The organism is Shewanella fodinae, assembly GCF_014651955.1.
In the GTDB taxonomy this organism is placed as follows: Bacteria; Pseudomonadota; Gammaproteobacteria; order Enterobacterales; family Shewanellaceae; genus Shewanella; species Shewanella fodinae.
On record NZ_BMXW01000001.1, the window covers coordinates 155,410 to 180,263 of the forward strand.

The 24,854-nt window shown below is 48.3% G+C and carries 30 protein-coding genes; 15 read left to right on the top strand and 15 right to left on the bottom strand.

What is annotated here, in order from left to right; translation table 11 throughout:
- Window positions 1-7 precede the first annotated feature (7 nt).
- From IE064_RS00810 to IE064_RS00840, 8 genes are read left to right on the top strand one after another with little or no spacing between them, the layout of a single operon-like run.
- Entirely contained in the window at window positions 8-250 is a 243-nt protein-coding gene (locus tag IE064_RS00810) for a hypothetical protein (protein WP_189615576.1), read from the top strand.
- Window positions 237-1,022, top strand: a complete 786-nt coding sequence (locus IE064_RS00815; protein ID WP_189615578.1) for an HNH endonuclease signature motif containing protein — start codon at window positions 237-239, stop codon at window positions 1,020-1,022. The genes IE064_RS00810 and IE064_RS00815 overlap by 14 nt, the downstream gene beginning before the upstream one ends.
- Window positions 1,019-1,204, top strand: a complete 186-nt coding sequence (locus tag IE064_RS00820) for a hypothetical protein (protein WP_189615580.1) — start codon at window positions 1,019-1,021, stop codon at window positions 1,202-1,204. Before IE064_RS00815 ends, IE064_RS00820 begins: the two co-directional genes overlap by 4 nt.
- 12 nt (window positions 1,205-1,216) lie before the next feature.
- Window positions 1,217-1,339, top strand: a complete 123-nt coding sequence (locus IE064_RS18205) for a hypothetical protein (protein WP_268244716.1) — start codon at window positions 1,217-1,219, stop codon at window positions 1,337-1,339.
- Window positions 1,339-1,653: a hypothetical protein gene (locus IE064_RS00825; RefSeq protein ID WP_189615582.1), complete on the top strand. Its 315-nt coding sequence runs from the start codon at window positions 1,339-1,341 to the stop codon at window positions 1,651-1,653. The genes IE064_RS18205 and IE064_RS00825 overlap by 1 nt, the downstream gene beginning before the upstream one ends.
- 16 nt (window positions 1,654-1,669) lie before the next feature.
- Window positions 1,670-2,128 carry a hypothetical protein gene (locus tag IE064_RS00830; protein ID WP_189615584.1) on the top strand — a complete coding sequence of 153 codons (459 nt, stop codon included), beginning with the start codon at window positions 1,670-1,672 and terminating at the stop codon, window positions 2,126-2,128.
- 13 nt (window positions 2,129-2,141) lie between these two features.
- Entirely contained in the window at window positions 2,142-2,393 is a 252-nt protein-coding gene (locus IE064_RS00835) for a hypothetical protein (RefSeq protein ID WP_189615586.1), read from the top strand.
- A 3-nt stretch (window positions 2,394-2,396) separates the two neighbouring features.
- Window positions 2,397-2,603 carry a helix-turn-helix transcriptional regulator gene (locus tag IE064_RS00840; RefSeq protein ID WP_189615588.1) on the top strand — a complete coding sequence of 69 codons (207 nt, stop codon included), beginning with the start codon at window positions 2,397-2,399 and terminating at the stop codon, window positions 2,601-2,603.
- Here IE064_RS00840 and IE064_RS00845 read toward each other — a convergent pair.
- Window positions 2,600-3,835: a tyrosine-type recombinase/integrase gene (locus IE064_RS00845; protein WP_229799819.1), complete on the bottom strand. Its 1,236-nt coding sequence runs from the start codon at window positions 3,833-3,835 to the stop codon at window positions 2,600-2,602. The two genes, IE064_RS00840 and IE064_RS00845, sit on opposite strands and share 4 nt — an antisense overlap.
- A gap of 153 nt (window positions 3,836-3,988) precedes the next feature.
- Here IE064_RS00845 and sbcB point away from each other — a divergent pair, with 153 nt between their 5' ends.
- Both sbcB and cdd read left to right on the top strand, forming a co-directional pair.
- Entirely contained in the window at window positions 3,989-5,401 is a 1,413-nt protein-coding gene (gene sbcB / locus IE064_RS00850; RefSeq protein WP_189615590.1) for an exodeoxyribonuclease I, read from the top strand.
- A 39-nt stretch (window positions 5,402-5,440) separates the two neighbouring features.
- The gene (gene cdd / locus IE064_RS00855) at window positions 5,441-6,331 is read left to right on the top strand and encodes a cytidine deaminase (RefSeq protein WP_189615592.1); all 891 of its coding nucleotides are present in this window, start codon (window positions 5,441-5,443) and stop codon (window positions 6,329-6,331) included.
- A gap of 59 nt (window positions 6,332-6,390) precedes the next feature.
- Here the strand turns inward: cdd and IE064_RS00860 are convergent, their stop codons facing one another.
- The 10 genes from IE064_RS00860 to yceD form a co-directional block, all read right to left on the bottom strand.
- A complete protein-coding gene (locus IE064_RS00860; RefSeq protein ID WP_133037538.1) occupies window positions 6,391-7,269 on the bottom strand; it encodes an NAD(P)-dependent oxidoreductase in 879 nt (292 codons plus the stop codon).
- A 134-nt stretch (window positions 7,270-7,403) separates the two neighbouring features.
- Window positions 7,404-7,883 (bottom strand): acyl-CoA thioesterase, encoded by a 480-nt coding sequence (locus IE064_RS00865; RefSeq protein ID WP_133037539.1) that lies wholly within the window; start codon window positions 7,881-7,883, stop codon window positions 7,404-7,406.
- A gap of 176 nt (window positions 7,884-8,059) precedes the next feature.
- Window positions 8,060-9,298: a beta-ketoacyl-ACP synthase II gene (gene fabF / locus IE064_RS00870; RefSeq protein ID WP_133037540.1), complete on the bottom strand. Its 1,239-nt coding sequence runs from the start codon at window positions 9,296-9,298 to the stop codon at window positions 8,060-8,062.
- A 167-nt stretch (window positions 9,299-9,465) separates the two neighbouring features.
- On the bottom strand, window positions 9,466-9,699 hold the full coding sequence (gene acpP, locus IE064_RS00875) for an acyl carrier protein (RefSeq protein ID WP_006081231.1): 234 nt from the start codon (window positions 9,697-9,699) through the stop codon (window positions 9,466-9,468).
- A 161-nt stretch (window positions 9,700-9,860) separates the two neighbouring features.
- The gene (fabG, locus tag IE064_RS00880) at window positions 9,861-10,607 is read right to left on the bottom strand and encodes a 3-oxoacyl-ACP reductase FabG (RefSeq protein WP_189615594.1); all 747 of its coding nucleotides are present in this window, start codon (window positions 10,605-10,607) and stop codon (window positions 9,861-9,863) included.
- Between the two features lie 10 nt (window positions 10,608-10,617).
- A complete protein-coding gene (gene fabD, locus IE064_RS00885) occupies window positions 10,618-11,544 on the bottom strand; it encodes an ACP S-malonyltransferase (RefSeq protein WP_189615596.1) in 927 nt (308 codons plus the stop codon).
- 92 nt (window positions 11,545-11,636) lie between these two features.
- Entirely contained in the window at window positions 11,637-12,596 is a 960-nt protein-coding gene (locus IE064_RS00890) for a beta-ketoacyl-ACP synthase III (RefSeq protein WP_189615598.1), read from the bottom strand.
- A gap of 8 nt (window positions 12,597-12,604) precedes the next feature.
- On the bottom strand, window positions 12,605-13,633 hold the full coding sequence (gene plsX / locus IE064_RS00895; RefSeq protein WP_189615600.1) for a phosphate acyltransferase PlsX: 1,029 nt from the start codon (window positions 13,631-13,633) through the stop codon (window positions 12,605-12,607).
- 15 nt (window positions 13,634-13,648) lie between these two features.
- Window positions 13,649-13,819: a 50S ribosomal protein L32 gene (gene rpmF, locus IE064_RS00900; RefSeq protein WP_189615602.1), complete on the bottom strand. Its 171-nt coding sequence runs from the start codon at window positions 13,817-13,819 to the stop codon at window positions 13,649-13,651.
- Between the two features lie 16 nt (window positions 13,820-13,835).
- On the bottom strand, window positions 13,836-14,360 hold the full coding sequence (yceD, locus tag IE064_RS00905) for a 23S rRNA accumulation protein YceD (protein ID WP_189615604.1): 525 nt from the start codon (window positions 14,358-14,360) through the stop codon (window positions 13,836-13,838).
- A 283-nt stretch (window positions 14,361-14,643) separates the two neighbouring features.
- On the opposite strand from yceD, the gene IE064_RS00910 reads away from it, so the two are divergent.
- Window positions 14,644-15,252 (top strand): Maf family protein, encoded by a 609-nt coding sequence (locus tag IE064_RS00910; RefSeq protein WP_308427294.1) that lies wholly within the window; start codon window positions 14,644-14,646, stop codon window positions 15,250-15,252.
- Between the two features lie 4 nt (window positions 15,253-15,256).
- Here IE064_RS00910 and IE064_RS00915 read toward each other — a convergent pair whose 3' ends face one another.
- Window positions 15,257-15,907: an HAD-IA family hydrolase gene (locus tag IE064_RS00915; protein ID WP_189615606.1), complete on the bottom strand. Its 651-nt coding sequence runs from the start codon at window positions 15,905-15,907 to the stop codon at window positions 15,257-15,259.
- Window positions 15,908-15,943: 36 nt separating this feature from the next.
- Window positions 15,944-16,906 (bottom strand): 23S rRNA pseudouridine(955/2504/2580) synthase RluC, encoded by a 963-nt coding sequence (gene rluC / locus IE064_RS00920; RefSeq protein WP_189615608.1) that lies wholly within the window; start codon window positions 16,904-16,906, stop codon window positions 15,944-15,946.
- A gap of 586 nt (window positions 16,907-17,492) precedes the next feature.
- Here rluC and rne point away from each other — a divergent pair.
- The gene (gene rne, locus IE064_RS00925; RefSeq protein WP_189615610.1) at window positions 17,493-20,891 is read left to right on the top strand and encodes a ribonuclease E; all 3,399 of its coding nucleotides are present in this window, start codon (window positions 17,493-17,495) and stop codon (window positions 20,889-20,891) included.
- Window positions 20,892-21,101: 210 nt separating this feature from the next.
- Here the strand turns inward: rne and IE064_RS00930 are convergent, their stop codons facing one another.
- Together IE064_RS00930 and IE064_RS18210 are read right to left on the bottom strand one after the other, a co-directional pair.
- Window positions 21,102-22,022 (bottom strand): bifunctional methionine sulfoxide reductase B/A protein, encoded by a 921-nt coding sequence (locus IE064_RS00930; RefSeq protein ID WP_189615982.1) that lies wholly within the window; start codon window positions 22,020-22,022, stop codon window positions 21,102-21,104.
- 111 nt (window positions 22,023-22,133) lie between these two features.
- Window positions 22,134-22,259 (bottom strand): hypothetical protein, encoded by a 126-nt coding sequence (locus tag IE064_RS18210; protein ID WP_268244717.1) that lies wholly within the window; start codon window positions 22,257-22,259, stop codon window positions 22,134-22,136.
- On the opposite strand from IE064_RS18210, the gene IE064_RS00935 reads away from it, so the two are divergent.
- The 3 genes from IE064_RS00935 (at window position 22,258) to IE064_RS00945 (ending at window position 24,509) form a co-directional block, all read left to right on the top strand.
- A complete protein-coding gene (locus IE064_RS00935) occupies window positions 22,258-23,097 on the top strand; it encodes an isopenicillin N synthase family dioxygenase (protein WP_189615613.1) in 840 nt (279 codons plus the stop codon). The two genes, IE064_RS18210 and IE064_RS00935, sit on opposite strands and share 2 nt — an antisense overlap.
- An 82-nt stretch (window positions 23,098-23,179) precedes the next feature.
- Entirely contained in the window at window positions 23,180-24,118 is a 939-nt protein-coding gene (gene ylqF / locus IE064_RS00940) for a ribosome biogenesis GTPase YlqF (RefSeq protein ID WP_189615615.1), read from the top strand.
- A gap of 175 nt (window positions 24,119-24,293) precedes the next feature.
- Entirely contained in the window at window positions 24,294-24,509 is a 216-nt protein-coding gene (locus IE064_RS00945; protein ID WP_189615618.1) for a hypothetical protein, read from the top strand.
- Window positions 24,510-24,854: the final 345 nt, after the last annotated feature.

Sequence of the window (24,854 nt, forward strand, 5' to 3'; positions counted from 1 at the left end):
AGTTAGTATGAAAAACACATTGATGGACCTGAATAATCACCTTTTTGCTCAGATTGAACGTTTAGGTGACGAAAATCTAACTGGTGATGCGCTTAAGCAGGAAATCGAACGTACCAAGGCCGTTACTTCGGTAGCGTCTCAGATAGTATCTAACGGCCGCTTAGCACTCGATGCTCAAATGGCAATTGGTAGCACTCTGAGAGAAGGCCAACTCCCTAAAATGCTGGAGAACAAAGATGCCAAGGTTTAAGTATACCCAAGCGATGCTGAGTTTTCTAAGAGCGACATGGACTGAATACGACCTAGAACATACAACCAGTTTATTTAATTTCACTTTTGGCACCAGAAAATCTGAAGCACAAATCAAGTCAGCATTAAAAAATCACTCTATCAAGTGCGGTCGCACTCATGGCGAAATAAATAAAGGAAAGCTCAGAAGTTTCACTAATGAGCAAAAAGCGTGGATTGAAAAACAATATCGTGTGATGTCGATTAGTGCATTAACCGCCGAATTTAACTTTCAATTTTGCGCATCGAAAACAGAAAAGCAAATACGTGCCTTCACCCGTAATCATAGTATCAAATCAGGAAGAACTGGCCGCTTTGAATCTGGTCATGAGACATGGAATAAAGGGACCAACTTCTGTGCCGGCGGGAACGCTGCGAAAACCAGATTCAAGAAAGGACATATCCCAGCTAATCATAAACCTATTGGTTCAGAGCGAATCGACACCAAGGATGGATATGTGATGGTAAAGGTGGCAGAGCCACGCACATGGCGACTTAAACACATTGTTGTCTGGGAGCAGCATAACGGCAAGCTTCCAGATGGTCATGTGATTTGGTTTATAGATAACGACCGTACAAATTGCAGTATTGAGAATCTGATGTTGGTAACCCAAGGAGAAAATGCCGTAACGAATAAATTCGGCCTTGGGCGAGCAGCTCCGCAAGATAAAACAACAGTGCAACTGATTGCCAAAACAAGAATTAAGGCCAGAGAACGGAGAAATAACCTATGACAGACACAAAAACCATGGTTACGGCACTTAACGTCATCGCTGACGAGCTTCAAGCGATGGAAGGCACAGTTCAGGCCCAGTGCGTACGTGATGCTGCGGTTAAGTTAGCCGATATGCAGAAAACAATCGAGCAACTGATAGCTGGAAATGTTCCTGATGGATGGAAGCTGGTGCCGATTTAACCAACAGAAGAAATGCGTGAAGCGTTCCATATTGCTAATGAAGAATATGAGAATGGTAGAGGGTGGTCACCAGATCATCAATGGAATGCGATGTTATCGGCAGCGCCAGAACAGTTTCTTAAGGATGGTGAGTGATGTCACTAACACCAGAGCAATGCATCGACAGAAACATAGAAGCTATTTTGTCGAAGATAAAAATATCTGAAAGAGTTGGTGCCATTGGTCCAACACATATTCAAAGAATCCTGCGCATTGGATACAACCAAGCATGCTATACGCTAGATGAAATGCAGCGGCGTGGATTGATTAAGAATAATAAACCTTGGAATTACGAGTGGGTTGTCATTCCTGGAAGAAAATGTGTCTCGCCTATTTGTTGGAACTGCAGCGGCACCGGATTCGATAAAGACGGGAAAGAATGCACTTTCAATAATCAACCGCCTTTCTAATTTCAAGAGGTGACTAATGGCCTACGGAGAAAACACCAAAGTTTCGCAGATGGGCAGCATCAGCGAGATTGAACGAACACTCATGCGATATGGCGCCAGCGGTTTCATGTACGGCTGGCAGCATGATGCTGCTGCCGTCTGTTTCACTATGGCAAACCGTCAAATCAGGATAGCCGTTCCGCTGCCGAATAAAGACGATCCGCAATTCCGGCAAACAGAAACTGGCCGTGCCCGGGTAGAATCAGCCGCAATCAAAGAATGGGAGCAAGCATGCCGCCAGCGGTACCGTTCACTGTCTCTTATCATAAAAGCAAAATTGGAGGCGATTGAAGTAGGAATCCGCACATTCGATGAAGAATTTATGGCTGATATCGTACTCACCGGCGGCCGCACGATTGGACAGCAGTTGTTACCAGGCATTGACCACGCAATCAGCAGCGGTTCACTACCGCCGCTATTACCGAATTTGGATTGAGTTATAGGAGCTGATGATGGGTTTATATTGTGGTTTTGATGTTCAGGCAATGCTGAATTTCATGAGCGAAAATGACACCAAAATAGAGCTTGAATGCATCGGATTCAGGAAATGGCGCTTATATGGATTATCAGATAAACATGGTGAATTTGATAACGAAGGGACTTTGTTCAGCGTTGTTATGCAAGCGTTTCAACCTTTTCTTCAAGAAGCAAAAGCCGATCGCGAAAGGTTTCACCAAAAATTTAATTCAATCTTGGAGTGAGTTATGGCAGGTGTCAATCAAGACCAATTACCTTTAAACGAACCGATGTTTTTGAACACCAAGCAAGTACTGGCCCGTTATGGGATCAACTCTGCTGCCACGCTATGGAACTGGCGCCAAACATTGGGATTCCCAAAACCGATCCACAACGGACGCCATTACGACCGCAGGCAATTAGATGAATGGGACCAGAAGCAAAGAGCCGCTTAGGCTCTATGCAAAAAAGCAATTTTGCTGTCCCCATCTACAGCCAATAAGACTTTCTCTGACCATAGCTGATAAGCCTTGCTCTGCTCTTCCAGCCAATCATGTTTGTTATACACTGCCATCACGCCGCCGAGAACGTGCCCCAGCATTTTTTCGGTAACGTGCGGCAATACTCCAGCTTCAGATAGCCTGGTCGAAACTGTGCGGCGAAAATCGTGAATACGCCAATCAGGGATACCTACCCGCGGTTTAATCTCTCTCACCAGCTTGTTCACTGACTGAATACCCAAATGCTTTGTAAAGTCGTTAGGCGCTGGGAATGTCCATTCAGAACTATACAAACGCCACTGCACTTTTAGTATCGAAAGTAAAGCATCACTGATTGGCCGCCGAATAGGTAAGTTGGTTTTGCTGTTCTCGATAGGTACAGTCCAGATCATCGACTCTAAATCAAAGTCAGTACGCTTCGATTTGAGTAATTCTGATATCCTGGCCCCAGTAAGCTGACAGCATTTAATAGCATTGGTAATAGTTGGAGTCGCGCGTGACTTATCCAGCTCTCGCCAGATTTTACCGCACTCAATCAGTGTGAGAACCCTGTTGCCAACGGCTGACGTTTCACCAATGTCGGTAACTCGCAGTTGCAATACATCGACAGAGGTGATCATTTGCCGGCGCACACACCAGTTGAGTACCGTTTTTAACTGCTTGAGTATCGCGCCTGCTGTAACTGGGCTGATTACGGCCTTTTTGTCAAAGAAGTCTATCCACTCGCCAAGCCGGATGCTTTCTACCCTTCTATTCTCAAAGGCTTCATACAAGTGGGCGTTAAATGCAGAAAGGTAAGTTGCCTGTGTGCCTGGCTTAAGTCCTGCGGCCCTGACCTTCATGAACTGCTCGCAACATTCACGCACTGTTGCACCAGTTTGGAAGTTACGCTGTTGCCAGTGAACACGCGGGTCTATACCATTGGCTAATGCATTCCTTAACTCTGGCACCAACTTTCTAGCATCTGCCAGTTTCAGATCTGGATAGCGGCCAAGCGTTAAACGCGCCGGGCGTCCATCATATCTAAACCGATATTGCCAAATGATTGTTCCGGCTGGGGTAACCCTGACACTCAAGCCATCGCGATCGGCCAATTCTGGTTTTCCTGAATATGGTTTCCCAAAAATTGCGCGTAACTGTGTGTCAGATAAGGACATTTTAAAGAACCTGTGTACATATTTTACCAAAGCATAGCGCCAAGATAGAAAGATGTACACAGATATGTACACAGAACGATGTGTAGCAAACTAAATGATATTGAATTGTTTTGGTTAGTAATAGTAAAAAATAATCAGTTATTTCATGGTTTTAAAACAAAAAATAATGAGAAATGAATCATAATGAAAAACAATGAATCGCACTTTATTTACTGGCACGATTATGAAACATTCGGGGCCAATCCTTCTCGTGACAGACCTGCACAATTTGCCGGCATCCGTACCGATCTGGAACTCAATATTGTGGGAGAGCCAGATACATTTTATTGTCGTCTGGCCGAAGATTATTTACCCGCACCAGAAGCTATTCTTATTACCGGTATAACGCCGCAACTTGTTAACAGTAAAGGGTTGTTAGAAACCGAGTTTATGGCACGCATCAATAATATTTTTAGCGTTGCGAATACTTGTGTTGCTGGCTACAACTCCTTACGGTTTGATGACGAAGTTACCCGCTATGGCTTTTATCGCAACTTTATCGATCCCTATGCCCGTGAATGGCGTAACGGTAACTCTCGTTGGGATATCATTGACTTAGTTCGTGCCTGCTACGCATTGCGGCCTGAGGGTATCAACTGGCCAGAGCGAGAAGATGGTAGTCCCAGTTTCAAACTGGAGCATCTGACACTAGCTAATGGTCTGGGACACGAAAAAGCCCATGATGCCATGTCAGATGTGTACGCCACCATCGCCCTAGCGAGATTAATCCGCGAACATCAGCCCCGACTGTTTGATTACTATTTCGGTCTACGAAAAAAAACTGCGGTAGCAGATCAGCTAGATGTGCTGAATATGACGCCACTCGTACATGTCAGCTCCAAAATCCCCGCCACTCAGGGCTGTACTACGCTAATAGCGCCGGTAACTTACCATCCGGTCAACCGAAATGCGGTGATCTGCGTTAACCTCAATATGGATATCAGTCCACTGCTGGAGCTTGAGGTTAACGATATTCATCGGCGCATGTACACTGCCAGAGAAGATCTGAGCGAAGATGAATTGCCCATTCCGGTTAAGCTAGTCCACCTAAATAAGTGCCCTTTTATTGCGCCCACCAAAACCCTCAACGATGACCGTGCAGCAACATTGGGTATCGATAAAGCCTTTGCCCGTGAACAGTTCCGCAAGCTGCGGCAATCATCAGAATTACGCCAAAAACTGGTGGCGCTATATGAAATTGAACATGAGGCGTCCATCACCGACCCTGATCGCATGTTATATAGCGGCGGATTTTTCTCCGATGCAGACCGCAATAAGATGGAGATAATTCGCAATACCGCACCGCAGAATTTATCGGCACTTGACCTACAATTCGACGATGCAAGATTACCGGAAATGCTATTCCGATATCGGGCACGTAACTACCCTGCACTGTTGAACTATCAGGAGAGTTTGCGTTGGCGGGAATTTTGTAAACAGCGACTGAGCGATCCTGACTATGTGCTCAGGCTAGAAAATCTAATGGAAGAAACTGCTGCAAATGAAAGCAAACAGCAGTTACTAAAGGCCTTGGTACTTTACCTGCAGGCACTTTAGCTGCATGATTCGATATCCGCTCACCTATAGGAAAGACGGATGCAAAACAGATTTATCCGCGGCATAAACCGTTTGCCGCAATCTTTGAGCAGCGTGCTGGTACCTATGCTGGGAGAAGCGTTTGCTGGTCATTTTGATGCGCAGCAGCTAGCCCATCTACAACACGCCAGCGGTCTGAATGAATCCCAGTTGCTTAATGCTTTGCTTCCCATTGCAGCAGCCATGTCAGTCGCGCCTATCAGTGACTTTTATGTGGGAGCAATTGCTAAAGGCCAGAGTGGCGCAGTATACATGGGCGCTAATCTGGAGTTGGCAGGGGAAGCTTTATGCCACTCAGTTCATGCCGAGCAGAATGCCATCAGCCACGCGTGGTTAAGTGGTGAAACCCAAATCACCGATATTTGGGTCAATGCCAGCCCTTGCGGCCACTGTCGCCAGTTCATGAACGAGTTGGTCGCCGGTGCCAGCATTCGCATTCATTTACCGGAACAACAAACTGCGCCATTGGCGCATTACTTACCTTACGGTTTTGGGCCTAAAGACTTAGGGATCAACTTCCCCCTACTGACCAAACAACAAATAGAATTGGCTTTCGAGAGTAGTGATCCGATGGTGATTGAAGCTTTGGATCATGCCAGCTTGAGTTATGCGCCCTACAGTCTCAGTCACAGTGCGGTTGTCCTAGAAATGACCGATGGGGTGACTTTTTGCGGTCGTTATGCCGAAAATGCCGCATTTAACCCTTCCATGATGCCAATGCAGATGGCTCTTGCTAATTTGATCCGCCACAATCGCGATTTTGCCGATATCAAGCGGGCGATGTTGCTGGAATCATCGGCAGGCAAGCTGTCCTTGGTGGATATGAGTATGGATGCATTACATGCGGTAGCCAATGTTGAACTAGAGCACGTGGTGGTATCACCGCTGTAAATACAAATGGGCTACAGTAACGTAGCCCAGTGTCATCCCAATTAGGTTACAGTAACCATTTATTTATCTTGGCATTTCTGCAAACGAGCCATCAAGCTAGAAGTATCCCAGCGGCTACCGCCCATGGCCTGTACTTCTGCGTAAAACTGATCAACTAGAGCCGTCAGTGGCAGCGTCGAACCGTTGCGACGAGCCTCATTAAGGGCAATGCCAAGATCTTTACGCATCCAATCAACCGCAAAACCAAAGTCATACTCACCTTTGAGCATGGTTTTGTAGCGGTTCTCCATTTGCCAACTTTGAGCAGCGCCTTTACTGATCACCTCAACCACTTTCTCACCATCCAGCCCCGCATTCTTGGCAAAGCTCAACGCCTCAGCCAAACCTTGCACGACTCCAGCGATACAGATTTGGTTTACCATTTTAGCTAACTGCCCCGAACCAGTATCGCCGAGCAACTCTGCACTGCGAGCGTATGCGGTCATCACAGGTTTCACTGCGGCAAAAACGTTAGCATCACCACCAACCATCACCGTTAGCACACCTTTCTCTGCACCAGCCTGCCCACCAGAAACCGGTGCATCCAGAAACGCGATACCTTTTGCCGCCAACAATGCTGCCAACTCCCGAGCAACATCGGCTGATGCAGTGGTATGATCAACAAACACCGCACCAGCAGCCATGCCGTGAATCGCCCCATCTTCACCGGCAACGACCTGCCGTAAATCATCGTCATTACCCACACAGGCAAAGACAATATCTTGCCCTTCTGCCGCTGCTTTTGGTGTTGCACAACAACGTCCGCCATATTCACTCACCCAAGCCTGAGCCTTAGTCATTGTTCTGTTGTAAACAGTGACCTCATGTCCATGCTTGAGCAGATGACCCGCCATGGGATATCCCATAACGCCCATACCTAAAAATGCAACCTTGGCCATTAGACTTCCTTAACTAAATGAATGATAAGCAATAAATGGACAATAACAGGCTTATTGTCCGAAATGAGTTTTTTAGTGACTGACTGGCATTGTGCCATGGTCATCTAAGTAGTTAAAGGCACAGGTCCACAGATTCAGGGGTGGATATGCGCTTCCATCTCCGCACCAATCTTTTTACGCATCTCCATCAGTTTCATCGCAGAATCGCGTAATTCAATATCCCGCTGTGTTACTGGCACCCATTCAGGAACAGGCGTCGGCTGTCCATCCTCATCGACGGCAACCATGATAACGATACAATGCGTGGTGGTCTCACGCTGGCAGAATTTGGGATCACAGGCTTTGACTTCCAAACCAATATGCATCGAGGTGCGACCGGTATAAATGACCTTAGCGCAGACTTCGACCATGTTGCCCACCAGAATTGGCCGCACAAAACGAATACCGCCCGCATAAGCCGTAATACAGTATTTACCGCTCCACCCGGCGGCACAGGCATAAGCGGCAAGGTCAATCCACTTCATCACGGCCCCACCGTGCACCTTTCCACCAAAATTCACATCTGTTGGCTCTGCCAGAAATCGCAGGGTAATCTCTCTATCTAAACCCGCCATTATGATCCTCTCACGGTTATCACAGCTTCCGATTAACATCTGCAACTGAGTGTATTCGAAAAATACATTTTAGAAAATTGTTAGCGCCAACAAGCTGGTTTATTGCATTAGCAAACATCAAATTAATAAGAATGTGATAAAAAAAGCGCCACTCAGGCGCTTCCTTTCAAAACTTATCATATTCGTTTCAGTAGCAACGAGCCGTTGGTACCACCGAAACCAAAAGAGTTACACAACGCATATTCCAATTTCGTTTGGCGCGCTGTGTGCGGTACAAAGTCTAAATCACAACCTTCATCTGGGTTATCCAGATTGATGGTGGGTGGCACAACTTGATCTTTGAGCGCTAACGCAGTGAAAATCGCTTCTACTGCACCCGCAGCACCGAGCAAATGGCCCGTCATTGACTTGGTAGAACTGACCATAACATTGTAGGCCGACGCGCCAAATACCGACTTAACCGCCGCAGCCTCGGCCTTATCACCCGCAGGCGTCGAAGTACCGTGAGCATTGATATAGCCGATCACATCTAGAGCAACACCCGCATCTTTAATGGCATTGACCATTGCCAGCGCCGCCCCTGCACCATCAGCTGGAGGAGAAGTCATGTGGAACGCATCACCACTCATACCAAAACCATTGATTTCCGCGTATATTTTTGCGCCTCGAGCCTTAGCATGTTCATACTCTTCCAGCACCATAATGCCAGCACCATCGCCAATGACAAAGCCATCGCGGTCTTTATCCCAAGGACGACTAGCCGCTGTAGGATCATCATTCCGAGTAGAGAGTGCTTTAGCTGCCGAAAAACCACCGACTCCCAGAGGACTCGTCACATCTTCAGCCCCGCCAGCCACCATCACATCAGCATCACCGTAAGCAATGGTACGTGCCGCAAAACCAATATTGTGCACTCCCGTAGTACAGGCCGTAGTGATGGCAAAATTAGGTCCGGTCATACCGTATCGAATGGACAGATGACCCGCAATCATGTTGATGATGGTACTGGGCACAAAAAATGGTGAGATCTTTCGCGGACCACCTTCCATCAAGGCAGTGTGGTTCTGTTCAATGAGCCACATCCCGCCCATACCAGCACCAATCGCCGTACCGACACGGGTTGGATCTTCTTTTTCCATATCCAAACCAGCATCTTCAACCGCCTGGATACCGGCAGCCATGCCATACTGTATGAACAGATCCATCTTACGGGCGTCTTTTTTGGAGACATACTGTTCGACATCAAAATCTTTGACGGAACCACTGATGCGGGTTGCAAATGCGCTTGCATCGAACTTGGTGATGGGGGCGATGCCGCTTTTTCCGGCCAGCAATGCCTGCCAACTGCTTTCTACAGTATTACCCACAGGTGTAACCAGCCCTAGGCCGGTAATGACGACTCGACGTTTTGTCACGGTAGTCACCTTTCTTTAGTGAACGAATTGGAGAAAGAGGTGTAATTTTACCCCTTAGAACCGGGTTTTACAGAAAAAGCCCTGTTTTGTCATAGGACAAGTTCACGGGATAAAGCTATAAACAAAAACAGGCGGCATATTAGCCGCCTGTTTTCAGGAATTCAGTATTACTGATTCTTGGAAACGTAATCAATCGCTGCCTGAACAGTGGTGATTTTCTCAGCTTCCTCATCAGGAATTTCGGTATCAAACTCTTCTTCCAGAGCCATAACCAATTCGACGGTGTCCAGAGAATCTGCACCGAGATCGTCAACAAAAGAAGCTGCTGGCTTAACGTCTTCTTCTTTAACGCCCAGTTGCTCTACAATGATTTTCTTTACACGTTCTTCGATGTTGCTCATTAGTTTTCTTTCCTATTCAAATTACGCACTTGCGTAAGATTGCGAGTAGTTTATTAGATTTGACCAACATTGCAAGCCCCGTTTTCGTGGTCTAACCACGATTTAAGGCCCCAATTACTGCAGATCACCACCCAATTTGCGACAGTTCCTTGCAATCGCCATTAAACCATATACATCCCGCCATTTACATGCAAGGTTTCCCCAGTAATGTAAGCAGCAGCATCAGAGGCCAAGAATAATACGGCATTGGCAATTTCTTGGGCCTGCCCCAAACGCTCCATCGGAACTTGGGACATGATGGCTTTTTGCTGTTCTTCTGTCAGTTCATCCGTCATGTCAGTCTGGATAAAACCAGGAGCAATAGCATTAACGGTAATTTGACGGGACGCAACCTCTTTCGCAAGAGATTTGGTAAACCCGATCAAACCGGCTTTCGCTGCAGCGTAATTTACCTGACCAGCGTTACCCATTGTCCCAACCACAGAACCAATACTGATAATGCGCCCATGGCGTTTTTTCATCATTGCCCGCAAAACAGGCTTAGATAACCGGAAAAGTGATGTCAGGTTGGTATCAATAATAGACTGCCACTCTTCATCTTTCATCCGCATCAACAAGTTGTCGCGAGTGATACCGGCGTTGTTCACCAGAATATCAATATCACCCACTTTTTCTTTGATCGATGCAAATAAATCTTCAATAGATTGCGGATCTGTGACATTCAGCACTAATCCAAAGCCACTATCGCCAAGATAAGCACTAATAGCTGCCGCGCCACCCTCACTGGTGGCAGTGCCGATGACAGTGGCACCAGCTTGCGCCAATGTTGTGGCTATCGCCTTGCCGATACCGCGACTAGCACCGGTAACCAATGCGACTTTTCCAGATAAATCAATGGCAATACTCATGAACGACTCCTTATTCCGTCAGGGCGGCAATTGACGCTGCAGTATTAACCGCCTGCGCTGCCAATGACTTATTGATACGCTTGGTAAGACCCGTCAACACTTTTCCCGGTCCCATTTCCACCAGTTCAGAAATACCGTCAGCCGCCATTTTCTCAACCGTTTCAGTCCAGCGTACCGGATTATACAATTGGCGAACCAAGGCATCTTTGATGGCACTGGCATCGTGTGGACAAGCCACATCAACGTTATTGATGACCTTAACGGTGGGTAGCGAAAAGGTCACGTTGGCTAGTGCGTCAGCGAGTTTCTCGGCCGCAGGTTTCATTAGTGCACAATGAGACGGCACACTCACGGGCAAAGCAACTGCCATTTTAGCCCCTGCTTCTTTACAAGCTGCAGCGGCACGTTCAACAGCTGCCTTTTCACCTGCAATCACCACTTGACCAGGGCTATTAAAGTTGACCGGACTGACCACGGCACCTTGTGCACAATCAGCACAAATACTGGCGATGGAATCATTAGCTAAACCAATGATGGCATACATGGCACCAGTTCCGGCAGGCACCGCCTGTTGCATTAATTGGCCGCGTAACTCTACCAGTTTTACCGCATCCTTAAACGGGATGACACCAGCACAAACCAGTGCAGAATATTCACCAAGACTGTGGCCCGCCATCACTTGTGGCAGCGCTTTACCACTCGCCAGATAGACACGATACAACGCCACGGAAGCGGTCAGCAGTGCTGGCTGAGTTTTATCAGTCTCGTTCAGTGTTTCAGCTGGACCTTGCTGTACCAGCTGCCATAAATCATAACCCAGCACTTCGCTGGCTTCGGCAAAGGTGTCTGCCACTACTGGGTATTGCTCTGGCAAATCGGCCAGCATTCCCACGGTTTGAGAACCTTGACCGGGGAAAACAAAGGCAACGCTGTTCATATTTATTGACCTTTTGAATTGAAAACAGGTTGATTATAGATGGCAACCGCCAATGTAAGCAGATTGCCCTATTGCGGTATTGATACCTGCAACTAAAAACGGATCAGCGCACTGCCCCATGCGAAACCGGCACCGAAGGCTTCCAACAGCAACAACTGACCAGGTTGAATACGGCCATCCCGCACCGCCTCATCCAAGGCTATAGGCACCGAAGCTGCAGAAGTATTGCCGTGTTTGTTAAGGGTTATCACTACTTTATCCATCGCCATATCTAACTTACGGGCAGTAGCGGTAATGATGCGCAGGTTAGCCTGATGCGGCACTAACCAGTCAATTTCTGATTTATCGACGTTGTTAAGACGTAAGGTCTCGGTCACGACATGCGATAACTGAGTCACAGCCACTTTAAATACATCGTTGCCTTTCATGGTCATAAAGCCAACAGCTTCCGACGATTCACCGGCACGAGGAGGAAATGAGCATTTAAGCAAATCGCCCTGACTACCATCAGCAAACAAATGCGTAGCAATCACCCCCGGTTGCTCGCTGGCACCAACCACCACTGCTCCAGCGCCATCACCAAACAGGATAATCGTACTACGATCTTCCGGTTGACATAAGCGTGATAGCACGTCTGAGCCAATGACCAACACCTTGCGTGCAGTACCGGCTTTGATGAATTGATCAGCAATCGATAAAGCGTAGATAAAACCAGAGCAAGCAGCGGCAACGTCAAAAGCCGGCACCGGCGCTATACCCAGCATGGCCTGAATTTCACAGGCGGCAGCAGGAAAAGCATTAGAGGCACTGGTAGTGCCACAAATAATCAAATCGATTTCACTGGCGTCAATACCAGCCATGTCAATGGCCATGACCGCAGCGTTATAGCCCATGGTCGCCACGGTTTCGTCACCGGCAGCTATACGGCGCTCTGAAATACCTGTGCGTTCAACAATCCACTGGTCACTGGTTTCCACCATTTTTTCCAGATCTTGATTGCTACGCACCTGCGCCGGCAGATAACTGCCAGTCCCAAGAATTTTTGTATGCATAGGAGAAATCAGCTATTGATGTCTAAAAGTATCGACTCGAGACGTTGTTCAATCATCTCAGGGAGTCGACGCGTAGCTTCGGTTACTGCCAGGCAAATCGCTTGAAGAAAGGCTGTTTCATCCGCATTGCCATGGCTCTTAACCACTATTCCGCGTAATCCTATCAGACTTGCACCATTATAGTGGTCGGGGTTCATTTGGCGTAGCACCGATTGGATACTTGGTGCCAACATTTTGGCCAGCAGTCGAACGAAAAACCCTTGAGTCAACCCCTGCCTCAGTTGATGCAATAGCAAACGGGCAATACCTTCTGACGTTTTTAGGGTGATATTTCCCACGAAACCATCACAAACAATGACATCAACATTGCCACAGTAGATTTCATTGCCTTCAATAAAACCTTGGTAATTGATTTGTGGTGTATGCGTCAGCAATTGCGCTGTCTGTTGTACCTGGCCATTACCTTTTATTTCTTCACTGCCCACATTGAGCAAGGCAACAGAGGGATGCTGCTTTTTGGTCACAGCCTCACACAATACAGACCCCATTACCGCAAACTGAAACAAGGTTTCGGCATCACAGGAAACATTGGCACCCAGATCAAGCAGATAAACGGGCTGATGATTAATGGTCGGTAAACAACTAACTAACGCGGGACGATCGATTCCAGGCAAGGTTTTTAGCACCACTTTTGCCATGGCCATCAATGCCCCAGTATTACCAGCGCTGACACAGGCATCCGCTTGATGCTCTTTGACTAAGTCAAGCGCATAGCGCATCGAACTCTGCTTACGACAACGCAAAGCAAACGCTGGCTTATCCCCCATTTCCACTTCTTCTGGTGCATGGCGGATATCAATTCTTGATGTGATGCTTGTCTCGACTTGAGACAACAAGGGGGTTATCTGGTTTTCATCGCCAACCAGAATCAACTTGAGATGTGGATATATTCTAAGTGCCTGCACAGCTGCAGGCACCGTGATACGGGGGCCATGATCGCCACCCATCGCATCCAACGCAAGCGTCAGATCTGTCATAGGACAATCAACAAATTATTTGTTGATTACCTTTTTGCCACGGTAAAAACCGTCAGCAGTGACATTATGACGAAGATGAACTTCGCCAGTGGTTGCATCTACTGCCAGCTGAGCAGTGCTCAGAGCGTCATGTGAACGACGCATACCACGTTTTGAACGGGATTTTTTATTCTGTTGAACAGCCATTGATCTGTCTCCTGGATTACTTGCTCTTCAGTTTTTCTAACACTGCAAATGGATTCGGACGTTCTTGTTGAGCGTCTGCAATCTCGCCAACGGCCATATCGTTGGAACCCGCATGACATGTTGCCACATCATGGGACGGTACCAATGGCACAGCCAGGATTAACTCATCTTCAATCAGTGAATGAAGACGAACTTCGCCAATTTCATCACACTCAATAGGATCGTACGTTTCCGGGAGCTCATCGACTTCTGCCTGTGTCCGACACGGACTAAAGCAAAATTCGACCGTAACCTCCGTGGTAAACAGCGTCATGCAACGTTGACATAACAGAGTGAGCTCCGTCACAGCCTTCCCTTTCAGGTAGACTATCCCCTGTAAATCTACACCACACTCAAGCGACACTGCCACATCGGAACAGTCGCCGGCACATAATTCGTTTAATCTTTTTAACACTTTCCCAGAAACAATCCCCTGATAACTCAGACGACTGCTGGCAGCGCGAATAGGATCAATTGAAACCGGTATTTTTACTGTTTGCATAAGCAGGCGCGCATCTTATAGTTTGGAGCCTACGGAGTCAAAGAAAATATAGTGTTAACGCGAATAAAATACACGCTAACGGGGCTTGGCTTCCGCTTACTCGAAATTGACGGAGGCAAATTTTACTCAAGCAGCCGCAGCTGTACAAGCAGCACACGCATAAAATAGAAGCAAACAAGGTAAGAAACCGCTAAATCTTTACTTGCTAAGCTCGCACAGAAATACCGACAATACCGCCGACGTATTAAGTACCAACACAATATAACTAACGACTGGAGAAAATGTGTCAACCACTAGCGTAATATCTCCCGCAAGACCATTGGTGTTAGCGTCTACCTCTAGTTTTCGTAAAACACTGTTACAAAAACTGGGACTGGAGTTCATTAGCTGTGCACCATTAGTCGATGAAACGCCATTAGCAGAGGAATCTGCGCCAATGCTGGTGCAACGTCTCGCGCTGGCTAAAGCAACTGCCGGTGGCAAACTGCACCCAGGGGCGCTCTGCATAGGTTCTGATCAGGTCGCCGTCATTGACGGGAAAATTATCGGCAAACCACATACAGAGGCGAAAGCCTGCGAGCAATTGGCACTGGCATCAGGCAAAGCTATCACCTTTTATACCGGGCTGGCGCTATATGATGATCGAACAGGCGATGCCGAAGTGATACTCGATCCCTTTACCGTACACTTTCGCCAATTGACGACACAGCAAATTGCCAACTATGTTAAGCGCGAACAACCCCTATCTTGCGCGGGCAGTTTTATGTGTGAAGGCCTAGGGATAGCCTTGTTTGAACGCTTACAGGGAGACGATCCCAATAGTTTAATTGGCTTGCCCTTGATTGCCCTCACTCGGTTGCTAGCCAATAAAGGTATAGATGTACTCGGCTAGCCGCTCAGGCGGTTAACACCGATAACAGTGCTAATGGCTCACTGATAATGGCTTTGGGATTTTGTAACTGCAATTTTTCGCAACTATGGGCGCCGTAACTAACACCAACCGCAGCCACACCTGCGGCATTTGCCATCTGCAGATCCAATATAGAATCGCCCACCATCAACGCCCGTGATGCTGGCACTCCGGTATGGGCCAGCAGTTGCTGCAACATATCCGGATGCGGCTTGCTGTGGGCTTCATCGGCACAGCGGCTGAGGTGAAAAAACTGATCCAATCCTGTCTGTCGCAAAGAACGATCCAGTCCTGGACGTGATTTACCGGTGGCAACCGCCAATTGGTATTGCTGCTGTTGTAACTGCGTTAATAGTTCCGTGATACCGTGATAAAGCGGCGTGGCAACATGCGCTTGGCGCTGGTAATTATCTCGGTAACTCTGCTGCATTAACGGATATTCCTGGGAAGGTCTCCCAGGAAATAGCGTCTGCATCGCTTGCGCCAGTGACATGCCGATAATGTCCCGCTGCGCGGCTTCTGGCGGCTCGATAAACCCCATATCACGAGCCACGTTGCGCAGGCAGGTAAGAATACGGCCGATGGAATCCATCAAGGTGCCGTCCCAGTCAAAAATGATCAGATCGTAATGTTTCATCAATACCGCTCAAAAATCGCTAAAACGCACCACTGGCTACACCCGCGTGAGTTTATTCAGCAGCTGTTGCAATTCATCGTCCAGAGGCGCCTGGACTTCGGTTACCACGTCGGTTTCCGGATGAATGAAACGCAGTTGTGCCGCATGTAGAAACAGGCGACTCAGCCCCAGAGCTCGCATACTGTCATCAAATTTCTGCTCGCTGTATTTTTCATCACAAGCAATCGGGTGCCCAACATACTGACAATGAACGCGGATCTGATGGGTACGGCCGGTGACAGGACTGGCTTTAATGAGCGTTGCTCCCTCGTAACGCTGCATGATACGAAAATGGGTTTCCGACGGTTTGCCTTCACTATTCACCCGTACGATACGTTCGCCGGAGGGTAGCGTAATTTTCAATAAAGGTGCTTTTATCACTCGGTCATGGCTTTGCCACTCACCACGAACTAATGCCAGATAGTCCTTTTGCATCTGCTTATTGCGTAACTGGTCGTGCAAATGCCTTAAGGCGCTGCGCTTTTTAGCCACCAATAACACACCTGAGGTTTCTTTATCTATCCGGTGTACCAACTCCAGAAACTTCTGTTGCGGACGTAAAGCGCGCAAGGCTTCAATCACACCGTAGTCGACTCCACTACCGCCATGCACGGCAATCCCAGCAGGTTTATTCAGCACCAGAATATGCTTATCTTCATACAGTATTCTGGGTTCTAATTGCGATACCCGATGCAAATTCGCAGAGGGCGCCTGGCGCGGGTTATCCTCGCTGACTCTAACTGGCGGAATGCGCACTTCATCGCCAATCGCTAATTTGAATTCCGGCTTGATACGTTTTTTATTGACCCGCACTTCGCCTTTGCGAACAATGCGGTAAATCATACTTTTGGGTACACCTTTTAATTTTGATAGCAGAAAATTATCAATGCGCTGACCGACATTGTCTTCGTCAATAGTCAGCAATTGTACCTGTCTGGCGGTAGATTCTTGGTTATTCATAACTCATGCGCGAAAAAAAGAAAGCGCCTCATTGTACATGATGTACCGCTATTTGATTGCTCTAATTTTTCATTTCGGCTATATTTCAGCAGCGAACATTGGCTTAGCCTAGCCTAGAAGTTAGTAATTCCACTGTTCACTTTCTGGTCAGATAGAAGTTAACCTTACAAATTTTGGTAGCATCTCATTGATTTGCAGGCTGTTGTTAAAAGCTTATAAGATAAATGGCGCTTTTACAGTCAAACCAACAAAGAACAAGTATTTTGGGTTCTCTTCACACAAAAACCAGGCCATTTAAAAGAATTTTATTATTAACCAGTTATCAAACGACTACGTGCGAAATTGGCATTACTGGACAGAATGTAAAGAATTTATGGGGTTGGTTGATGTTTTACAACGAATTCCTTGTTTTTGTAATCATTGAAAAATAAGCCATAAATAGGATGCGACACGCAGTGACTGCGTCTAACAGCTAATGCGCACCTTCGCCTGGGACGCTGCCGTGAGGCACTAGTAATAATACCCGAGGCCCGTAATGCAGCGACACTGAGATGTTTGATGACCCATTGAGAAGAATGACGTCATCATGAAAAGGATGCTAATTAATGCAACTCAATCTGAAGAGTTGCGTGTTGCCCTCGTAGATGGGCAGCAGTTGTACGATCTGGATATTGAAAGCCCCGGTCACGAACAGAAAAAAGCCAATATTTACAAAGGCAAAATTACCCGCGTAGAACCCTCTCTCGAAGCCGCATTTGTCGATTACGGTGCTGAGCGTCATGGCTTTCTGCCATTGAAAGAGATTGCCCGCGAATATTTCCCCAAAGGTTATTCATTCCAGGGCCGCCCTAGCATTAAAGAAGTGGTCAGTGAAGGCCAAGAAGTGATTGTTCAAATTGATAAAGAAGAACGTGGCAACAAAGGTGCCGCGCTTACGACCTTTATCAGCTTGGCCGGTTCTTATCTGGTATTGATGCCCAACAATCCTCGTGCTGGCGGTATCTCTCGTCGCATAGAAGGTGATGAGCGCACCGAACTGAAAGAAGCCATGTCAGAACTGGAAGTCCCCAATGGCATGGGCCTTATTATTCGTACGGCGGGTGTTGGCAAAGCCGCGGCAGAGTTGCAGTGGGATTTAAAAATCCTGTTGCAGCACTGGGCCGCCATTCAAGATGCCGCTGCCAGTCGCCCAGCACCGTTTCTTATTCACCAGGAAAGTAACGTCATTGTACGCGCTATCCGTGATTATCTGCGGCGCGAAGTCGGTGAAATTCTGATTGATCATCCTAAAGTGTTTGAACGTGCGAAAGAGCATGTCGCACTGGTACGTCCCGACTTTGTTGAACGAGTCAAACTCTACAAAGCAGAAGTGCCACTGTTCACTCACTACCAGATTGAGTCACAGATTGAATCCGCATTCCAACGTGAAGTGCGACTGCCCTCCGGCGGGTCTATCGTTATCGACCCAACTGAAGCCTTAACCTCTATTGATATCAACTCTGCCCGCGCTACCAAAGGGGGAGATATTGAAGAAACGGCACTGAACACCAACCTAGAAGCGGCCGATGAAATTGCCCGGCAATTACGGTTGCGTGACCTAGGTGGCCTGATCGTTATCGACTTTATCGATATGACACCGGTACGCCATCAGCGCGAAGTAGAAAATCGCCTACGTGACGCCGTACAGCATGATCGTGCACGCATTCAGTTGGGGCGCATCAGTCGTTTTGGCCTGATGGAAATGTCCCGCCAGCGTCTGCGTCCATCATTGGAAGAATCTGCGGCCCATATCTGTCCTCGTTGTCATGGACAGGGCACTATCCGCGGCACCGAGTCATTGGCATTGTCCATTCTGCGCCTGATTGAAGAAGAAGCGATTAAGGACAACACCACTCAGATTGAAGCCATTGTGCCGGTCGATGTAGCCGCCTTCTTACTGAACGAAAAGCGTAAAGCTATTCGTATCACAGAAGAACGTCACGATGTTGAAGTCTATATCATCCCAGATCCTAACATGACCACACCAGATTACCGGGTGGTACGTCATCGTGACGATGATGAAATTGATGAGGCCAGCTATAAACGCGTTGAAACGCCGCAGTCTCAGTTATATGAACCACGCAAGCTGGAACGAGCCGCAACCCCACAACCCGTCCTTAGTGGTTTTGCGACACCTGCCGCCCCGGTGGTAACAACCCCAGCGCCTAAAGCAGCACCGGTTAAAGCTAGCAAAACGACAGTGGAACAAGTCAAACCTGGTTTACTGAGCCGTTTATTCAAAACACTGGCGGCCATGTTTGCATCCTCTGAAGCAGAACCCCGTCAAACAAGTGAAAAAACGACCAGCGAAAAACGACCTGATGGTGACAATAAACGTCGTCAATCTCGTGGCAATGATCGCAATGACCGTAACAATCGCCGTCGCCGACCTGCACAGATTAAAGACAAAGAGACGGAAGAAGTCAGCGCGGTTACCTCGGCAGTGGTGGAAGATAATAAAACAACCGACAAACCAGCACGCAAACGTCCGGCAAAAAACAGCCGCAACACCGACAAAGTTGATGCAGGTAAAGCCAAAGAAACCAAGGACAAAGAAGATAATACTCGCAACAAATCGGCTAAAGCAGACATCGTCGAAGAGCCGATCCAAGAAGTTGTTCGTGAGCGGCGTCAGCGCCGGGATCTGCGCCGCAAAGTGCGTATTGAGAAACAACCAACGGAAGACGTTGCAATTGCACAGCCAGATGCTGAAGTGGTAGCAAACACCGCTCAAGCAAGCGCTGCGGTTGAAGAAAAACCCGCACGTCGCAGCCGCAAGCCCGAAGCAAAAGCTGTCACTAATGAACTTGTAGATAGTGTTGAAGTAGATAAGACAGCAAACCGTACTGAAACAGCAGAGCCTGTTATAGAAACCACGGATTCAGTAATCGTAGAATCCGAAGTAGCAGAAGTTGCTGAAGTGCAAGTCGCTACGCCGGAAGCTGACGCTGACATGACTGTTACCGAAACCGAAGGTGCTAGTGATACTGACGCTCAAGACAATAATAGCAAGCGTGAAGGTCAGCGCCGCAATCGTCGCAGTCCGCGTCACTTGCGAGCTGCCGGACAGCGCCGCCGTCGTGATGAGCAGAAAGACACCGCAAATACCGAAACTACAGTAAACACTGAAGCCGAAGAGTCTGCCGCCGCAACTGCACCTGTACAACAACAGATTGCGTTGGAACTGGGTAGCGAGCAAACGGCGTCAACGATAGCGGAAGTCACAGCTGCCGATGAGGGTGCTACCCGCAAGGTTGAAGCGGAGCCCGCCCCGGTAGCTGATGATGTACAACCGCAGGTTTCTGCGGCGCAAGACTCGCCAGTCGCAGGCACAGAAACAACTGTGAGCAACGTTGCCGAACCTGAAAATACTGCATCTGCAGCCCCTGCTGAAGTTGTCGAAACACCCGCAGTAGTTGCTAAGACTGAGTCGCCAGAAGTTCAAAAAGAAGCAACGCCCCCAACAACGACACCACAGGCCGAGCCCAAGAGTGATGTCACTGCAGAGGCGAAAGTTGAAGAAGTGGCAGTCACCGTGGAAACACCAACGGTAACAACGGTAACGGACAGCTCGGCAGAGGCGGAAGACACTGTCACAGTTGAAGAGACTCAGCTTGCTGAGGCTGCCGCTGTGGTTCACGCCAGCAGTGCGGCATCAGCCCCAATGGCAAAACCAAGTGCTGCGGCGCCTAAATCCGTAAAAGTTGCGATGCCAGCAGCCGCAGAGGAGGCACAGCTAGCAACTCCGGCTCAGATAACAGAGCCTGTGGCGACAGTGAGTCGCTTCAGCGCGATGGTGGGAGCCAGCATGTCCAAACCGCAGGTTGAAGTCAGAGCTAAGGTGGAGGTACCTCACGGCCACGAATATCAAGCCGAAGATATGCCAGTAACACCTAAGCACAATGCAGGCAATGCTGCGACGTCGGATATGGCAAAGCCTGAGTAATTCTCGAAACTGAGTAAAAGCCATGCCTTAGTGCATGGCTTTTCTTTTGGATGTACCGCATAGTTTCCGTTACCGCTTCTCTGTCAGCCATTACCGCTTATTTTTAACCAGCTGAAGAAATACCAACGCACGTTGGACCACATACCTGCAACAACCAACCATCTTGCAAAACTGGGAACAATCATCCCCGCTTAGAAACCAACGGTCCGGCTATTTTTGCTCATCCTTTTTTTGCCAATCAGCAAAATAGTGACGAATTTTCACCAGTTTGGGGCCGATCACCAACGAGCAGTAAGGTTGTTGCTGATGACCGGCATAATAGTCCAGGTGTTCGGCTTCTGCCGGAAAAAAACCTTGATAGGCACTGAGTTCAGTTACAATACCCGCGCGATATTCACCGCTTTGCGCCAACGCTTTAATATAGGCATCTGCAATCGCAAGCTGCTGCGCATCATGGGCAAAAATCACCGAGCGGTACTGCGTGCCCACATCGTTACCTTGACGATTCAGCGTGGTCGGATCATGGGCGGCAAAAAATACTTCCAGTAATTGCTCATAGCTGATCTGTGTGGGATCAAATACCAGTTGCACCACTTCAGCATGACCGGTATCTCCGCTACACACTTGGCGATAATGGGCGGTACTCTGCTCGCCTCCGGCATAACCAGGAGTCACTTGCAAAACACCGTGCAACGATTTGAATACCGCTTCCGTACACCAGAAGCAACCACCGCCAAAGGTTGCCAATGCAGTGGAGGACTCTGCGGACTCGGCAGCGTCTGCCGCTTCAAACACCATCGATACCGAATTGACGCAGTGTCGCAGATTTTTCGGCGTCAGATATTCACCGGCAAACACATGACCAAGATGACCGCCACAGTGAGCGCACAGGATTTCGGTGCGTTGGCCATCGGCGTCCGTTTTTCTGGTGACCGCCCCTGGAATTTCGTCATCAAAAGCTGGCCAGCCACAGTGTGCCTCAAACTTGTGTTCAGAGAGATACAAAGGTGCCCCACACTTACGACACAAATAACGCCCGTTCGCCGTATGGCGATAGTACTTGCCGCTAAAGGGTCGCTCGGTGCCCTTCCCTTCAATGACATAACGTTCCAAGTCATCTAGTGGTGGCATGGTTTTCATGGGATTACTCCTGCATTGATCAGCGCTATTCTCAATACCGCACTGCTGCCGCCTAAGTGACGGCGTTACACTTGTGATCGTGATCACTTTACGTTGCCGCTGTTACAACATCAAGGTAGACTTGCGACCGAACCAACGCCGGACTAAAACTTCTACAATAATCTTTAGTACCGCAGTCTCTTCAGGTACACCGGCAGCCATTTTATCTGACAAACGCAGGGTAAACATGAAATTAGAAACCATAGACTTTCGTGCGGCAGATGCACCACAACGTTTTGTTGAGTCGCTGCACCACACCGGTTTTGGCGTGTTGAGCAACCATCCTATTGCACAACAACTGGTACAAGAAATTTATCAAGAATGGCAGGCTTTTTTCCTTTCGGAAGCCAAAGAGCAATATCTGTTTAATCCTAGCACCCAAGATGGATTTTTCCCGTCACGCGTTTCGGAAACCGCCAAGGGTTATAGTGTTAAAGATATCAAAGAGTACTTCCATGTTTATCCTTGGGGACAGATCCCGCCAGAGCTAAAAACCAAGATTCTGGATTACTACCAGCAAGCCAATGCCTTTGCCGCACAGTTATTAGATTGGGTCGAACGTTACTCTCCGACAGCAGTTGCCGCCAACTACAGTGAACCACTGTCGCAGATGATTAAAGACAGCCAGAAAACGCTGCTACGAGTGCTGCATTACCCGCCAATGACGGGTAATGAAACGCCGGGCGCTATCCGCGCTGCGGCCCATGAAGACATCAACCTGCTCACCGTACTGCCCGCCGCAAATGAGCCGGGATTACAGGTTAAATCGCTGGAAGGCGAATGGCTGGATGTGCCCAGTGATTTTGGCAATATCATCATCAATATCGGCGATATGTTACAGGAAGCGTCCGGCGGTTATTTTCCGTCTACCACTCATAGAGTGATAAATCCTAAAGGTGCTGACATGGCCAAATCGCGGATTTCGCTGCCATTGTTTCTGCACCCTCGGCCAGAAGTTGTGTTATCGGAACGGTATACAGCAGACAGCTACCTGCTAGAACGCCTCCGAGAGCTTGGCGTTATCTGAGACTACGCTTAGCGCCTGCGGGCGCTTTTTGCTAAATGGGATGGTACAATACGCGACTTTTCAGATTCAGCAGGAACAAGCGATGGCGGTTCAATGGTATCCGGGGCATATGCACAAGGCCCGCAAAGAGATTGAAGAGGCAATGCCACAAATCGATCTAGTGATCGAGGTGCTGGATGCCCGCATTCCCTACAGCAGCGAAAACCCTATGGTGGCCAAGCTGCGTGGTGACCGACCTTGTATAAAATTGCTGAATAAAGCCGATTTGGCCGATCCGCAAGTGACCGCCCAATGGATTGAATATTTAGAGCGAGAACAAGGGGTTAAAGCTCAAGCCATCTCAACCACCTTGCAGCCAGGGGCCTTAAAGGCGCTACCAGATCTGTGCCGTAAACTAGTGCCACAAGCCGAAGGTAATGTACGCGACATCCGCACCATGATCATGGGCATTCCCAATGTAGGCAAATCCACCATCATCAATACGCTGGCGGGTCGGGTCGTGGCAAAAACCGGTAATGAACCGGCGGTGACTAAAGGCCAGCAACGTATCAATCTGAAAAACGGCATTGTACTGTCTGATACCCCAGGCATCCTGTGGCCCAAAGTGGATAACGAGGCATCAGGTTATCGTTTGGCAGTGACTGGTGCCATCAAAGATACTGCGATTGAATATGACGATGTTGCCATGTTTGCCGCTGGTTATTTCCTGGCAGCCTATCCAGAACAGATCAAAGAACGTTATAAGCTGGATGAACTGCCGCAAACCGATATTGAACTGCTAGAAGAGATTGGTCGCCGCCGTGGCGCATTGCGCTCTGGTGGTTATCTGGATCTGCATAAAGCATCAGAATTGTTATTGCACGAATACCGCGCCGGGAAAATTGGCTTACTGTCGCTGGAAACGCCAGCCATGGCCGAAAAAGAGAAGGTCGAAGTTGCTGAAATGCTGGCGCTGAAAGAAGCTGAAAAAGAAGCTCGCCGCGCTGAACTAAAACGTAAGCATTCCGGTAAACGCCATTAATCAACACTATTTCCCAATCATCCCAATAAATCACCACCTGCCACGGCAGGTGGTTGGTCGCTAATCAGTAAGTCCGGCGTCCCAGCACAGTTTTGGCCACTGGTCGAATGAGATAACCAGTGACCTCACCTGATCTATACTCATATTAACGTTTACTGCGTGCTTGGATCCAACGATGACTTATGAATTACAGTTGAGATATCCGCAGGATGCACCGGAACGCTTGGAAGCACTGTTTTCTTACCTGAATGACTGGCATGAATATGAGCATAACGCCGAGGCTCATGCTATCGAGATCACCCTTTCTGAAGAAATAGTAGACAGCGAGCTGCATATTCTGCAAAAGCACTTCCCTTGGGTTGATGTTCAGCAGTTTGTCTCTATCAATTAACGGATTTTCTGTGATGGTGTCAGTAGTAGCGTCATTGCTCACAGCAACTCTAGGTCGCGCCAGAGGCTCCCCACAAGACGCGGGGCTATCTGGCGGTCACTGAGGCAATCTCAAACTAAAGCTCGTCAGCCAGCCGGCCTAAAATGTGCCATACATCCTTCACATCATCACACACTAGCCTCGCCATATTTTAACTCGCGACCAAGTCAAAGAGTGGCTAAATGCAGATGATCATTGCCACTTTTTTGCATAACGCGATTTTCGATGACACGTCGAGTGCTCATGCTTCCTGCAATGGCGGTTGTCTGTATTTACCTTGCCGCGCCAAGCGTTGGCCAAAGAGTA

Excerpts from the sequence above, each read along its gene's own strand:
- IE064_RS00825 (WP_189615582.1), top strand. The coding sequence starts at position 1,339 with ATGTCACTAACACCAGAGCAATGCATCGACAGAAACATAGAAGCTATT.
- acpP (WP_006081231.1), bottom strand. The coding sequence starts at position 9,699 with ATGAGCAACATCGAAGAACGTGTAAAGAAAATCATTGTAGAGCAACTG.
- IE064_RS00830 (WP_189615584.1), top strand. The coding sequence starts at position 1,670 with ATGGCCTACGGAGAAAACACCAAAGTTTCGCAGATGGGCAGCATCAGC.
- IE064_RS00820 (WP_189615580.1), top strand. The coding sequence starts at position 1,019 with ATGACAGACACAAAAACCATGGTTACGGCACTTAACGTCATCGCTGAC.
- rluC (WP_189615608.1), bottom strand. The coding sequence starts at position 16,906 with ATGAATAACCAAGAATCTACCGCCAGACAGGTACAATTGCTGACTATT.
- IE064_RS18210 (WP_268244717.1), bottom strand. The coding sequence starts at position 22,259 with ATGTTTACCCTGCGTTTGTCAGATAAAATGGCTGCCGGTGTACCTGAA.
- fabG (WP_189615594.1), bottom strand. The coding sequence starts at position 10,607 with ATGAGTATTGCCATTGATTTATCTGGAAAAGTCGCATTGGTTACCGGT.
- IE064_RS00935 (WP_189615613.1), top strand. The coding sequence starts at position 22,258 with ATGAAATTAGAAACCATAGACTTTCGTGCGGCAGATGCACCACAACGT.
- sbcB (WP_189615590.1), top strand. The coding sequence starts at position 3,989 with ATGAAAAACAATGAATCGCACTTTATTTACTGGCACGATTATGAAACA.
- ylqF (WP_189615615.1), top strand. The coding sequence starts at position 23,180 with ATGGCGGTTCAATGGTATCCGGGGCATATGCACAAGGCCCGCAAAGAG.
- IE064_RS00860 (WP_133037538.1), bottom strand. The coding sequence starts at position 7,269 with ATGGCCAAGGTTGCATTTTTAGGTATGGGCGTTATGGGATATCCCATG.
- IE064_RS00815 (WP_189615578.1), top strand. The coding sequence starts at position 237 with ATGCCAAGGTTTAAGTATACCCAAGCGATGCTGAGTTTTCTAAGAGCG.
- plsX (WP_189615600.1), bottom strand. The coding sequence starts at position 13,633 with ATGACAGATCTGACGCTTGCGTTGGATGCGATGGGTGGCGATCATGGC.
- IE064_RS00945 (WP_189615618.1), top strand. The coding sequence starts at position 24,294 with ATGACTTATGAATTACAGTTGAGATATCCGCAGGATGCACCGGAACGC.
- IE064_RS00810 (WP_189615576.1), top strand. The coding sequence starts at position 8 with ATGAAAAACACATTGATGGACCTGAATAATCACCTTTTTGCTCAGATT.
- IE064_RS00835 (WP_189615586.1), top strand. The coding sequence starts at position 2,142 with ATGATGGGTTTATATTGTGGTTTTGATGTTCAGGCAATGCTGAATTTC.
- IE064_RS00865 (WP_133037539.1), bottom strand. The coding sequence starts at position 7,883 with ATGGCGGGTTTAGATAGAGAGATTACCCTGCGATTTCTGGCAGAGCCA.
- rne (WP_189615610.1), top strand. The coding sequence starts at position 17,493 with ATGAAAAGGATGCTAATTAATGCAACTCAATCTGAAGAGTTGCGTGTT.
- IE064_RS00915 (WP_189615606.1), bottom strand. The coding sequence starts at position 15,907 with ATGAAACATTACGATCTGATCATTTTTGACTGGGACGGCACCTTGATG.
- rpmF (WP_189615602.1), bottom strand. The coding sequence starts at position 13,819 with ATGGCTGTTCAACAGAATAAAAAATCCCGTTCAAAACGTGGTATGCGT.
- cdd (WP_189615592.1), top strand. The coding sequence starts at position 5,441 with ATGCAAAACAGATTTATCCGCGGCATAAACCGTTTGCCGCAATCTTTG.
- IE064_RS00890 (WP_189615598.1), bottom strand. The coding sequence starts at position 12,596 with ATGCATACAAAAATTCTTGGGACTGGCAGTTATCTGCCGGCGCAGGTG.
- fabD (WP_189615596.1), bottom strand. The coding sequence starts at position 11,544 with ATGAACAGCGTTGCCTTTGTTTTCCCCGGTCAAGGTTCTCAAACCGTG.
- IE064_RS18205 (WP_268244716.1), top strand. The coding sequence starts at position 1,217 with ATGCGTGAAGCGTTCCATATTGCTAATGAAGAATATGAGAATGGTAGA.
- IE064_RS00840 (WP_189615588.1), top strand. The coding sequence starts at position 2,397 with ATGGCAGGTGTCAATCAAGACCAATTACCTTTAAACGAACCGATGTTT.
- yceD (WP_189615604.1), bottom strand. The coding sequence starts at position 14,360 with ATGCAAACAGTAAAAATACCGGTTTCAATTGATCCTATTCGCGCTGCC.
- IE064_RS00930 (WP_189615982.1), bottom strand. The coding sequence starts at position 22,022 with ATGCCACCACTAGATGACTTGGAACGTTATGTCATTGAAGGGAAGGGC.